The following is a 12,763-nucleotide window of genomic DNA, read 5'->3' on the forward strand; positions in this document are numbered from 1 at the left end:
TGCTTTGAAAGCAGCATAGGAGACGCGCCGAAACAGGGAATGGAATTTCCGTCATGCCAGGATAAGTTTTCGTCATGACCTCACCCGTTCTCGATCCTGATCTGTTGAAGGCCTTTGCCGCCGTTGCCGAGCATCGATCCTTCACGCGCGCCGCCACGGCGCTCAACCGGACCCAATCGGCGGTCAGCGTCCAGATCAGGCGCCTGGAAGAGTGGCTTGGCGCAAAACTGTTTCAACGCACCAGGGCCGGCGTCGTGCTGACCCCGGCGGGCGATGAACTCCGCGTCTATGCAAAGCGGCTGCTCGACCTCAATGCAGAGGCCGTGGATGCGCTCCGCGCACGCAAGCGCGAAGCCGTGGTCCGTCTCGGCGTGATGGATGACTACGGTACGGTCGTTATTCCGCCATTGCTGGCGCAATTCGCCAAAAGCCATCCGGAGATCCGGGTCGAAATCGAGACCGGGCTGACGGCAACGATGCCGGCACGGCTCGGAGAGGCCTATGATCTGGTCATCGCCATGCATCCGGAGGGACTCGGCGATGGCGAACTGTTACGGCGCGAGCAGGCGGTCTGGGCCGCCGCGATGTCATATTCGGTCCGGCCACACGACACGCTACCCGTCGCGCTCTACCCGCCTGGCTGCCTGTTTCGGCAATGGGCCGCGGACGCCCTCGATGCCGCCGGCCTGCCCTGGCGCCTCGCCTTTGTCAGCCGCACGCTTGCGGCGGTGGAAGCGATCGCGGCGCAGGGCCTTGCGATTACGGTCGTAAAAGCCCGCACCCTGCCTTCCCGCCTGCATATCCTATCGGACGGCCTGCCGCCGCTGCCGGGAGCGGACATCCACCTCCACCGCGCACGCAACCTGTCGCGTCCGGCGGCCCTGCTGGCCGATCATTTACAGCTTGGGATTTCGCAACCGGCGTCCCATATCCTGCCCTGAAGCGTTGCTGCACGGCCGGTTTGGCTGGACGGCTGCAAGGCCGCAAGCAAACCGGGATAGACGAGCCGTGAACATTTCCCTCTATGACCTTTCGGTGTGGGTGCTGCCGCTGGTGCTGGCCATCACCTTTCACGAGGCCGCGCACGCCTTCGTCGCGCATCGTCTCGGCGACAACACGGCCTGGCAGCTCGGCCGCGTCAGCTTCAATCCGATCAAGCACATCGACCCGTTCGGCACCCTGATCCTGCCGGCGATGCTGTTGTTTGCGCATTCGCCGTTCCTGTTCGGCTACGCCAAGCCGGTGCCGGTGAATTTCCGCAAGCTCAACAACCCCAGGCTGGACATGGTCTGGGTGGCGCTGGCCGGGCCCGCGACCAACATCCTGCTGGCGCTCGCGGCGGCCCTCGCCCTACACGCCCTGCCCTTGGCGCCGGCGGCGTCGGCGCAGTGGATCTTCGACAATCTCAAGAATGCGCTGGTCATCAACGCGATCCTGGCCGTCTTCAACATGATGCCGATCCCGCCGCTCGACGGCGGCCGCGTCGCGGTCGGGCTACTGCCCAGCCCCCTCGCTTTGCCGCTGGCCCGGCTGGAGCCGTTCGGTATGCTGATCCTGATCGGCCTGTTGATCCTGCTGCCGCTCGCGGGCTCGCAGTTCGGTCTAAATCTTGATGTTATTTCAGCAATACTGCGAACGTTGACCGGTTATGTGATTCAGGCTGTTCTCTTCCTGACCGGCAATGCGTAGTTGAACAGACCGCTCCGATTACACGCCGAAGGGCCAGAGGCCGACTTGGTCAAAGCTGCCGATATGCTGATCGCGCGACGCGCGGACACCCGTGCCCGCGCCGATTTCGCCACCTGGAAGATGATGGCCAAGCTCAATGGGTCATCCGCGCTGCCTCCGGAAGCCCAGGAGTTCCTCAGCAGCTACAAGAACCTGCTGGCCCGGATGAGCGAGGGCGAGGCCACCGAGGCCACCATCACCGCGATCTACAAGGCCTATTATGCCGAGATGGGCGGCGGGGGAACTCCGCCGGACGTCCGTCCCCGCCAGGCCGAGCCGGCGGCGGACAATGTTACCGCCTTCCGGCGCCCCGCACCGAAGCCGAAGACGACCGGCTTTTTCGGGGCTGGCACGGCCGCTGGAACCCAGAAACGGCCGTTGCCGGTGGCGTTGATCTTCGCCTGCCTGGTGGTCGTCTATGTCGGGATCCGGTTTTACTGGCGCTGAGCCGACTTCTTCTTTTTCTTCTCGTCCGCCGGCTTGAACACGATGTCGACGGTGCGTTCGATCCGATCCTCCGTCAGCGCGGCCGGCGGCTGCGGGAACGGGTCGGACTTGCGGACCATGGCGATCGCGGCGGCATCGTAGGCCTTGTCGCCTGATGACGTCACGATATCGACCGACAGCACGTTGCCCATCCGGTTGAGCGCAAAGCTCACCTTGGCCGTTTCGTTATTGGGGTCCTTGCCTTCCGGATTGACCTTGTGCGCCGAAAGATGCGCGCTGATCTTGCGGTTCCAGTCAGCGGTCATCTTCAGGATGTCCTTGCCGATACCCATCACCGGCGCCATGGCCTTCTCGGCCTCGCGGGTTGCGTCCTCGAAGGTCTGCCGCTCCATCGCAATCGACTTCTGCGCGGCTTCCATGGCCGGCGTTTCGACGGCGGCGATCTTGGGATCGTCGTCCTGCTCCTTCTTCGGCTTGTTCTCGGTGACGAGCCGATCGGCCTCCTCGACCTGTTGCGGCCGATCCTGGGGAAGATCCGTCTCCTTGACCTCGGCCTTTTGCTCGGGCATCTCCGGCCGCTCTTCCTGCTCTTCGGAGTCCACAGGCCCGGGCGGCATATCGGTCTCGCGCGGCGGCGGCGACGTCATCTCGACCGCGAACTCCGCTCCCGCAGCCCCCAGCCCTTCGTCGCTGTCGTCGGCCTTCAGATTTGCGAGCGCGAGCGCAGCGCCGCCCACATGGAGGGCGACCGCCGCGACGGCAGCCAGCGTCCAAAGGGCGACAGGCAAAATCCAGAGCTTTCGCAACGATCTGGGTTCGAGCTCGGCGTCAGACATGACTGACCTCTAAGGCTGCGCAGGGCCCGCGGCAGGCGTTCCCGCCGCCGTGGGAGGCCCCTCGAGTGCAACCAGCTTCACCCGTGTGTAGCCGCCGGAGCGCAACAGCTCCATGACACCCATCAGCTCGCCATAAGGCACCGAGCGATCGGCGCGCAGGAAGAGGTACTTGTCCTTGCTCATGTCGGACATGGAGTCGAGGGTCATGGTCAGCTCGGCGCGGTGGACGGTCTCCTCGCCTATGGCGATCGTCAGATCGCGTCTGATGCTGAGATAGGTCGGCTTGTCCGGCTTCTTCTGCGGTATCGCGCTCGAGGTCGGCAGGTCGATCGGCAGATCGACCGTGGAGAGCGGCGCTGCGACCATGAAGATAATCAGCAGCACCAGGATGACGTCGATGAACGGCGTGACGTTGATGTCATGCGTTTCCGAGAAATCGTCGTCGTCATCATTGTCTGTGAGCGAGACGGCCATGGTTTACTCCGCTGCGCGCGAATGCACGCTGCCGTGGCTGCGGTCGAGATCGCGCGAGAGCAGCCGCGCCGCCGCGCCCGAGGCCCGGCTGACCAGCTCGAGATAGCCCTTCGTCACGCGCGAGAAGTGATTGTAGATGATAACGGCGGGAATGGCGGCGACGAGGCCGATCGCGGTGGCGAGCAGCGCCTCGGCGATGCCGGGGGCGACCACGGCGAGGTTCGTGGTCTGCGACTTCGAGATGCCGATGAAGCTGTTCATGATGCCCCAGACCGTGCCGAACAGGCCGACGAAGGGCGACGTGGAGCCGATGGTGGCGAGCACGCCCATGCCGATGCGGATGCGCCGTGCCTCCGCGCGCACGATCTCCTGAAAGCTCGAGGCTGCGCGCTCCTTGATGCCGGCATCGCTGGACAGGCCGGCCGACATCCGCGCCTCACGCAGCGCCGACGCTAGGAACGACGGCAGGATGCCCTCCTTGGCGCCGAGCGCCATCTGCGCTTCGGCGAGCGAGCGTGCCTCCGCGATCTTCTTCAGCGCCGAACGCAGCTTGGCCGAGGCGACCGACAGCTCGATCGACTTCGCGATCAGCACCGTCCAGGTCATCAGCGATGCAAAGGCGAGACCGATCATCACCGCCTTCACGATGACGTCCGCCGACATGAACATCACCCAGGGCGACAATTCCTTCATGGCCGGCGCAGTGGATACAGCCTCGGACTTCGCGGCCGCCGGTGCGGCGGCCGTGGGAGCCGCGGGCGCAGCCGCCGCGGGAGCCGCTGCCACGGGGGCGGTCGCGGGCGCAGCCGCAGGCGCCGATGGCGCTGCTGCCGGAGCGGGTGCAGCAGGCTGAGCCTTCTGGGCCGGTGCCGGCGCGGCCGGCTGGGTTTGTGTCTGGGCGGAAACAGGCGATGCGAGCCAGGCGGCCGCCAGAAGGACGGCTGCGGCAAGGCTGGCTTGGAAGGTTGTGCTCTTCATACTTCGGCCCAGTAGCGAATGAGATTGTGATAGATACCCGTCAATTTGACCGTTTCGGGATCGTCACGCCCGAGCCGTTCCACCAGCGCCTGTATCGCGGTGTCGAGGTCAAAGATCATGCTCCGGGCTTGATCGTCCCGTATCATGCTCTGAAGCCAGAAGAAAGACGCAACCCGCGTTCCCCTCGTCACCGGCGTGACGAGGTGGAGGCTGGTCGAGGGATAGAGCACGCAGTCGCCGGCTGGCAACTTGACTTCGTGCGAACCGTAGGTGTCCTCGATCACAAGTTCGCCACCGTCGTATTCCTCCGGTTCGGCGAGGAACAGCGTCACCGACAGGTCTGTGCGGATGCGAAGGCCGGTCAGCCGGTCGCCCCGGATCGCATTGTCGACATGCAGGCCGAAATGGTGGCCGCTGTCGGCCGCATAGCGGTTGAACAGCGGCGGGAAGATCTGGAGCGGGATCGCCGCCGCGATGAAGCGCGGGTTCGACGTCAGCGCCGAGATGATGCGGTTGCCGAGCTTGCGCGCGACCTCGCCGTCCGGCGGCAATTGCTCGTTGCGCTTGACCATGGCCGACTGCGCCCCCGCGGTGGAACGGCCGTCCTCCCACGCGCTGGCGTCCATGATGCGGCGGAAATCCGCCACATCGTCTTTGCTCAGGATGCCAGGCAGGCACGTCAACATGATCAGAACTTCGCCGTCGTCACGAGGTAGAAGGCCCGGCCCGGTGCGACCGCCACGAACGGTACGTTGCTGCGATAGAACGAGTCGTAATAGAGCTTGTTGGTCAGGTTCTGCGCGTAGAACTTCATCGTCCAGTTCTTGTCGATCTTCTTTTCGACGAACGCATCGAAACGCCAATAGCTCGGCAGCTCGTTGGTATTGGCCGCGAAGGTGCCGCCATAGACCTTGGAGCGATAGACCGCCTGGCCGCCCAGCTCCCAGCCGTCGTCGAACTTGTACTTGGTCAACATGCTGAACGACTGATGGGCAACGTTGGCAAGCTGCAGGCCGAGATTCGAGGCGACGCCGCTCTGCGTGACCTTGGACTGCATCAGCATCAGGCCGCCGAAGATGCTCCAGCGATCGGTGATCTTACCCTCGGCTTCGATGTCGATGCCCTGGATCCTGTAGGCAGCGCCCGACGTCAGCAGGCCGTTGACGGTCTCGCGCGCGTTGTCCTTGGTGGTCTGGAACAGCGCACCGGTCACCAGCAGGTGGCGATCGGCGAGCTCCCATTTGGTGCCGAGCTCGATTGCCTTGTTGCGCTCTGGCCCGAGCAAGAGGGTCGAGTTGGGGGGAACACCGCCGTAGTCGGTGCCGGTCGCGTCCAGCTCCGAACCGAACGGATTGGCCGAGGTCGCATAGGCTGCATAGACGCTGCCGATCGACATCGGCTTGTAGACCAGACCGACGTTGTAGTTCACCAGATCGGCGTTCTGCTTCACATAGTTCGAATTGTTCGACGCGCTCTGGCTGTAGCCGTCGTAGCGCACGCCGCCGTTCACGATGATCGTGTCCTGCCAGTTCGCGGTATCCATGACATACACGCTGCTGGTGTTGACGCCGTAGCGCGTCGGGTTTCCAACCAGCGAGGGCGTGCCGAAGCCGGTGAGATAGGTGTACTGAGGGGAATAGACATTGACCCCCGAGATGGCCCCCGTGCTCGTAAAGGGCGAGCCGGCCAGTTCCGACGAGAGGCCGGCGTAGCGGTCGATCGAAATGTTCTCGTTCGAATATTCGACGCCGAACACCGCGGTGTGCTTGACCCCGCCGGTGTCGAGCTTGAACGTGGCCTCGTTCTGGTTGGCCCACACGTCCACGTTCTGGTAGCGGCTCTGCGCGCTCGCCGTCGTGGTCCAGAGCAGCGGATTGCCGCTGATCGTCACCGGGTTCTGCGGCAGCGTGCCGATGTAGTTGAGCAGCGAGTGCTCGCCGCGCACCTTGCTGGTCAGCGTGATGGCTTCGTTGACCTTGTACTCGATCGTGCCGGTGCCGAAATCCTGCCGCGCGGTCTGGAAGTCGCGGTTGAGGAAGCCGTACCAGTTACCGCGCGGAATGCCGGCCGACGTCACCGGCACGTTGCCCTGCTTGTAATAAGGCACGCCGAAATCCGGCAGGCCGCTGAGGTCGGTGTGGACGTAGTTCGTCGTGATCTTGATGTCGTTGGTCGGGGTGTACTTGGTCGAGATGAAGGTGCCCCAGCGATTGTCGGTCACGTAATCGCGGCCTGCGACATTGGCGTCCTGGAACAGGCCGCCGGTGCGCACCGAGAAGGTCGGGTCGATGACCTGGTTGACGTCGAGCGTGACGCGCTTGGTCCGGTCGGTGCCGAACTCGGTATCCATGCGCTGGAAGTTACGGTCGCCGGCCTGCTTGGTGACGATGTTGATGGCGCCGCCGGCGGTGCCGCGGCCGGCATAGGAGGATGCCGGGCCGCGCAGAATCTCGATCTGCTCGGTGAAGAAGTTCTCGCGGATGGAGACCGCGGGATCGCGGATGCCGTCGATGAAGACGTCGTTGCGCGCGTCGAAGCCGCGGATGAAGAAGCGGTCGCCGAACGCGTTGCCACCTTCACCCGAGCCGAGCGTCACGCCGGCGGTCGAGCGCCCGATCTCCTTCAGCGTCGTGGCGTTCTTGTCCTCGAGCACTTCCTTGCTGAGCACCGTGATGGACTTGGGCGTGTTCAGCATCTTCTCGGGAAACTTGCCCGAAGCCTGGACGTGGTCGACCTTGTAGGGCGCGGCCGGATCGGAATAGGGATTACGGTCCGCTTCGCCGGCCGGTGCCGCGGGAGCAGCCTGCTGGGACGCCTGCTGCCGCTGCGCGGCGCGGCGAAGCGCGTTGCGCGCGCGGACCTGATCAGGTGTCGGCTTCGACGCCGTCGGACGCGGCCGCTGCACCGGAGCATCGACCGTCACCGGCGGCAGGTTCGACTGCTGCGCCTCTGCGCCGCTCGAGACCGACGCCACCGCGATCAAGCTCGCGACCGCCGAGACCTTCTTGCCGGAAATGCCCGAAGACTTTTCATCCACCTGATCGAACGCTGCCACCGAACGCAACGACTTCGGTGCGACCACCTGCCCCATTACAACACGCCCCATCTTCATGTTCGCTCACTCACTTCGACGAGCGATTGGGCTGTTGGTATCGGCGGCAAAATAGTGGGTCAATGCGCGCAAGCCGCGAGAACCCTTGAATAAGTCCAGATCAAAACGATTCTAAACTGAAGTTTGAAACGGTTCTAAAGTTAGATTGGACTCATTCTAAAGCGCGCGCGAAAAATACCGCGAAATCAGCGGTCCGCTCACAGCATCAATCGCTGCTCGGCGGCTTCATCAGCGAGAACAATTCGTCGACGGTCTTCTGCGCGACGGCGCGCACACGATCGGTGCTGTCCATGCCGGCGATGTTGACGCCATTGACCACGGCCTTGATCTCGTCGCGGAAGTCCGTGAGGAAGCGCAAGGGATCGCGCTGCTCGTTGGCAACGCGCGCAATCAATCCCGTGATCAGAATCTGGCACGCGATCAGCTTGCCGTTCAGTTCGTCCATCCTGCGCTCCCCTTGTGGCGGCGCCGATATGGACGATGCCGATTCTCCTGACAACCGAAACGCGGCCGGCGCAATTTAGAACCGTTCTTGTAAAGCGCGCATCCCCACGGCCTGACCAAGATGCTTCGCCAGTCCCGCCGCGCTCGCAACATCCTCCGCGAGCATTGCCTGATTTTTACTCGCTGATCGCTCGCGGCAGGAAAATGCAGCACTGCACACCGGCGCGCCAGTGCGTTGCCTAGGCGGTGCAAAGCTTTCCAATTGTTTAGATTTCTCACCCGATAGTGCTGTTTACACTGGAACTTGGCGTGTATTATACAAACGCCCTGGAACCCTACGATTGCCCCAAAATTCGTAACCTAGGGCACAAGAGCCGACACGAGCCGACATGAAAAAAACACGGCCGATCCTCTGGATTCTGATCCTCGCGGCCGTGGCCTCCGCGGGTTACTATGGTTGGCAGAAATACGGCTCGCCGGACGCCGGAAAATCCCAGACAGCACAGAAAGGTCCGCCGCGCGCGCCCGCCATTCCCGTGAGCGTGGCGCCGGTCCAGAAGGTCGATTTCCCGGTCTATCTGACCGGTCTCGGCACGGTTCAAGGCTTCAACACCGTCCAGGTCCGCACCCGGGTGGACGGCCAGATCGACAAGATCGCCTTCACCGAAGGCCAGATCGCCAAGGAAGGCGACCTGCTGGCCTCGATCGACCCCCGCCCCTATCAAGCCACACTCGACCAGGCCAAGGCCAAGAAGGCACAGGACGAGGCTAGCCTGGCCAATGCCAACCTCGAGCTCCAGCGCGCCATGAAGCTCGGCGAATTCGCCACCGCACAGCGGGTCGATACCCAGCGCTCCACCGTCGCCCAGCTCACCGCCCAGATCGCCGCCGACGAAGCCGCAATCGCCAACGCCCAGACCCAGCTGGACTACACCCAGGTCAAGGCGCCGATCACCGGCGTCGCCGGCCTGCGCCAGGTCGACGTCGGCAACATCGTGAACGCCTCGACACAGACCGGCATCGTCACGATCACGCAGGTCGAGCCGATCTCGGTGATCTTCACCGCGCCGGAAGACCAGCTTCCCTACATCAGCGAAGGCCAGAAGGCCGGCGCGCTCAAGGTGATCGCGTTCACCACCGACGGCAAGAAGACGCTGGCCGAGGGCAAGCTCGCGGTCATCAACAACCAGGTCGACACCACCAGCGGGACTATTCGGCTCAAGGCGGTGTTCGACAACAAGGACCACACGCTGTGGCCCGGACAGTCGGTCTCGACCCGCCTTCTGGTGCGAACGCTGAAGGATGCGACCGTGGTTCCGGATGACGCAGTCCAGCATTCCACCAACGGCCTCTACGCATACACCGTCAATCAGGACAACAAGGCCGAAGTGCACAAGATCAAGGTCAGCTACGCCATCGACGGCCGTTCGGTCGTCGACGAAGGGCTCACGCCCGGGCAGCAGGTGATCACTGGCGGTCAATTCAAGGTGCAGCCCGGAAGCCTCGTCTCGACGGCGGTGGCAAGTTCGGATCCGGCGCAGAACAAGGTACGACGGGAATGACCGAGGGCGGGATTTCGGCACCTTTCATCCGTTATCCCATCGGCACCTCGTTGCTGATGGCCGGCATCCTCTTCGTCGGTCTCGTCGCCTATCCCCTGCTGCCGGTCGCGCCGCTGCCGCAGGTGGACTTCCCGACCATCCAGATCACCGCCAATCTGCCGGGCGGCAGCCCCGAGACCATGGCCTCGTCGGTGGCCCAGCCGCTGGAGCGCCAGTTCGCCCAGATCCCCGGCATCGCCCAGATGACCTCGACGAGTTATCTCGGCACCGCCTCGATCACCATCCAGTTCGACCTCAACCGCAGCATCGACGGCGCCGCCAACGATGTGCAGGGCGCCATCAACGCCGCCAGCGGCCAGCTGCCGAAGAACCTGCCCTCGCCGCCGACCTACCGCAAGGTCAACCCGGCCGATGCGCCGATCCTGCTGCTGTCGGCGACCTCGGAGACACTGCCTCTGACCAGCGTCAGCGACGCGGTCGACGCCCAGCTCGCCCAGCAGATCAGCCAGCTCTCCGGCGTGGCGCAGGTGTTCATCGGCGGCCAGCAGAAGCCTTCCATCCGCATCCAGGTCGACCCGGCGAAGCTCGTCGCCAAGGGCCTGTCGATGGAGGACGTGCGCAGCCAGATCGCGATCACCACGGTCGACAGCCCCAAGGGCAACATCGACGGCGAGAAGCGCGCCTACACCATCTATGCCAACGACCAGCTGACCCAGTCCAAGGACTGGAACGACGTCATCATCGCCTATCGTAACGGCGGCCCATTGCGCATCCGCGACATCGGCCAGGCGGTCAGCGGCGCCGAAGACGCCAAGCAGGCGGCCTGGGCCAACGGCAAGCGCGGCGTATTCCTGGTGATCTTCAAGCAGCCGGGCGCCAACGTCATCGAGACGGTCGACAGGATCAAGGCGACCCTGCCCCGTCTCGTGGCCGCGATCCCGCCCGCGATCAAGATCGAGCTCATCAGCGACCGCACCACCACCATCCGCGCCGCAGTCGAGGACGTTCAGTTCACCCTGCTGCTGACCATCGCCCTCGTGGTCATGGTCATCTTCATCTTCCTGCGCAGCTTCTGGGCCACCGTCATCCCCACCGTCACGGTTCCACTGGCGCTGTTGGGCGCGTGCGCCTTGATGTGGGTCGTCGGCTATTCGCTCGACAATCTGTCGCTGATGGCGCTCACCATCGCGGTCGGCTTCGTCGTCGACGACGCCATCGTGATGCTCGAGAACATCACGCGCTATATCGAGGAAGGCGAGTCGCCGATGGCGGCGGCCTTCCGCGGTTCCAAGGAAATCGGCTTCACCATCGTGTCGATCAGCATCTCGCTGGTCGCCGTGCTGATCCCACTGCTGCTGATGGGCGGCATCATCGGCCGCCTGTTCCGCGAATTCGCCGTCGTGCTGGCGATGACCATTTTCGTCTCGATGTTCGTGTCGCTGACCCTGACGCCGATGATGGCCTCGCGTTTCCTGCGCGCCCATGGCGAGGTGCAGCACGGCCGCTTCTATCAATGGAGCGAGCGCGCCTTCGATTCGATGCTGCGCGGCTACGAATACGTGCTCGATCATGCCCTCGCCTGGCGGCGCACCACGCTCGCGATCTTCTTCGCCACGCTCGGCCTGTCGATCTACCTGTTCGTCCTGATCCCGAAGGGCTTCTTCCCGCAGCAGGACGTCGGCCTGATCACCGCGACCTCGGAAGCCTCGCAGGACATTTCATTCAAGGAGATGGTCCGGCGCCAGGAACAGCTCGGCAAGATCATCCTGGCCGATCCCGACGTGGCCAGCGTTGCCATGTCGATCGGCGGCAGCGGCCGTGCCGGCAACAACGGTAACCTATTCATCACGCTGAAGCCTCGCGACAAACGTGAGGCCTCAGCCCAGCAGATCATCGCGCGACTGCGTCCGCAGTTCGACAAGGTCGAGGGCGCCCGGGTCTACATGCAGGCGGCCCAGGACGTCCGCCTCGGCGGCCGGCCGACGCGTACGCAGTTCGAGTTCACCCTGCAGGATGCCGATCTCGCCGAGCTCAACGACTGGGCGCCGAAGATCCTCGCCAAGATGCAGACGCTGCCGGAGCTGCGCGACGTCGCCACCGACCAGCAGACCCAGGGCACCACGGTCCAGCTCAAGATCAACCGCGATACCGCATCGCGCTACGGCATCCAGCCGCAGCTGATCGACGACACGCTGTACGATGCGTTCGGACAGCGGCAGGTCACGCAGTATTTCACCCAGCTCAACACCTACAAGGTGATCCTGGAGATCCTGCCGGAGCTGCAGGGCAATCTCGACAGCCTGAACAAGCTCTATCTGAAATCGCCGCTGACCGGCGACCAGGTCCCGCTGTCGACCTTCGCGACCTGGTCCACCGATCCGGTCCGCCCGCTCTCGATCAGCCACCAGGGCCAGTTCCCGGCGATCACGATCAGCTTCAATCTCGCGCAAGGCACTGCACTCGGTCAGGCCACGGAAGCCGTGCAGCGGGCGATGGCCGAGCTAGGCGCACCGCCGACGCTGAACTCGAGCTTCCAGGGCACCGCGCAGGCGTTCCAGCAGTCGCTTGGCACCGTGCCGCTCCTGATCCTCGCCGCGTTGGTCGTGGTCTATCTGATCCTCGGCATTCTCTACGAGAGCTACATCCACCCGATCACGATTCTGTCCACCCTGCCCTCGGCCGGCGTCGGCGCGCTCGCAATCCTGATGGCGGCCGGCTTCGACTTCAGCCTCATCGCGCTGATCGGCATCATCCTCTTGATCGGCATCGTGAAGAAGAACGGCATCATGATGGTCGACTTCGCGATTGCCGCCGAACGCGACGAGCACAAGACGCCGGCGGAATCGATCCGCCAGGCCGCGCTGCTGCGCTTCCGCCCGATCATGATGACGACGATGGCGGCTCTGCTCGGCGGCGTGCCCCTGATGCTCGGCCACGGCACCGGCGCCGAGATCCGCCAGCCGCTCGGCTACGCCATGGTCGGCGGCCTGATCGTCAGCCAGGCGCTGACGCTGTTCACCACGCCCGTCGTCTATCTCTATCTCGATGAGCTCAACAACTGGTTCTCGGGCTGGGGCCGTACGGGTGACGGCGAAGGCCACGAGACGCACGAGCACGGCAGCGTCAAGCAAGCCGCCGAGTAGCTTGCGCCGCGGCTCCCGCGACGCTACAGCGAGACCCCC

11 protein-coding genes are annotated in these 12,763 nt (G+C 64.1%); 5 read left to right on the plus strand and 6 right to left on the minus strand.

Going from position 1 to position 12,763, the window contains the following annotated elements; genetic code table 11:
• The first annotated feature begins 74 nt into the window (after positions 1-74).
• The 3 genes from N2603_RS26590 to N2603_RS26600 all read left to right on the plus strand — a co-directional run bounded on the left by N2603_RS26590 (position 75) and on the right by N2603_RS26600 (position 2,175).
• Entirely contained in the window at positions 75-941 is an 867-nt protein-coding gene (locus tag N2603_RS26590; RefSeq protein ID WP_260384465.1) for a LysR family transcriptional regulator, read from the plus strand.
• 67 nt (positions 942-1,008) lie between these two features.
• Positions 1,009-1,689: a site-2 protease family protein gene (locus N2603_RS26595; protein WP_260384466.1), complete on the plus strand. Its 681-nt coding sequence runs from the start codon at positions 1,009-1,011 to the stop codon at positions 1,687-1,689.
• Between the two features lie 63 nt (positions 1,690-1,752).
• Entirely contained in the window at positions 1,753-2,175 is a 423-nt protein-coding gene (locus N2603_RS26600) for a hypothetical protein (protein WP_260424262.1), read from the plus strand.
• On the opposite strand, the gene N2603_RS26605 is transcribed toward N2603_RS26600, so the two are convergent.
• The 6 genes from N2603_RS26605 to N2603_RS26630 all read right to left on the minus strand — a co-directional run bounded on the left by N2603_RS26605 (position 2,163) and on the right by N2603_RS26630 (position 8,020).
• On the minus strand, positions 2,163-3,011 hold the full coding sequence (locus tag N2603_RS26605; RefSeq protein ID WP_260384467.1) for a TonB family protein: 849 nt from the start codon (positions 3,009-3,011) through the stop codon (positions 2,163-2,165). The genes N2603_RS26600 and N2603_RS26605 overlap by 13 nt on opposite strands.
• A gap of 9 nt (positions 3,012-3,020) precedes the next feature.
• On the minus strand, positions 3,021-3,485 hold the full coding sequence (exbD, locus tag N2603_RS26610; protein ID WP_018645702.1) for a TonB system transport protein ExbD: 465 nt from the start codon (positions 3,483-3,485) through the stop codon (positions 3,021-3,023).
• A gap of 3 nt (positions 3,486-3,488) precedes the next feature.
• Entirely contained in the window at positions 3,489-4,463 is a 975-nt protein-coding gene (exbB, locus tag N2603_RS26615) for a tonB-system energizer ExbB (protein WP_260384468.1), read from the minus strand.
• Positions 4,460-5,149: a Fe2+-dependent dioxygenase gene (locus tag N2603_RS26620; RefSeq protein WP_018645700.1), complete on the minus strand. Its 690-nt coding sequence runs from the start codon at positions 5,147-5,149 to the stop codon at positions 4,460-4,462. The genes exbB and N2603_RS26620 overlap by 4 nt, the downstream gene beginning before the upstream one ends.
• 2 nt (positions 5,150-5,151) lie before the next feature.
• A complete protein-coding gene (locus N2603_RS26625; RefSeq protein ID WP_260424263.1) occupies positions 5,152-7,554 on the minus strand; it encodes a TonB-dependent receptor in 2,403 nt (800 codons plus the stop codon).
• A gap of 226 nt (positions 7,555-7,780) precedes the next feature.
• The gene (locus tag N2603_RS26630) at positions 7,781-8,020 is read right to left on the minus strand and encodes a hypothetical protein (RefSeq protein WP_027571757.1); all 240 of its coding nucleotides are present in this window, start codon (positions 8,018-8,020) and stop codon (positions 7,781-7,783) included.
• Positions 8,021-8,408: 388 nt separating this feature from the next.
• Here N2603_RS26630 and N2603_RS26635 point away from each other — a divergent pair, with 388 nt between their 5' ends.
• Together N2603_RS26635 and N2603_RS26640 are read left to right on the plus strand one after the other, a co-directional pair.
• The gene (locus tag N2603_RS26635) at positions 8,409-9,581 is read left to right on the plus strand and encodes an efflux RND transporter periplasmic adaptor subunit (protein ID WP_145831503.1); all 1,173 of its coding nucleotides are present in this window, start codon (positions 8,409-8,411) and stop codon (positions 9,579-9,581) included.
• Complete coding sequence (locus tag N2603_RS26640; protein WP_260384469.1) at positions 9,578-12,724, plus strand: multidrug efflux RND transporter permease subunit; 3,147 nt, start codon at positions 9,578-9,580, stop codon at positions 12,722-12,724. The genes N2603_RS26635 and N2603_RS26640 overlap by 4 nt, the downstream gene beginning before the upstream one ends.
• The last annotated feature ends 39 nt before the right edge of the window (positions 12,725-12,763 follow it).

It is taken from the genome of Bradyrhizobium huanghuaihaiense, from assembly GCF_025200885.1.
Classification (GTDB): Bacteria; Pseudomonadota; Alphaproteobacteria; order Rhizobiales; family Xanthobacteraceae; genus Bradyrhizobium; species Bradyrhizobium huanghuaihaiense.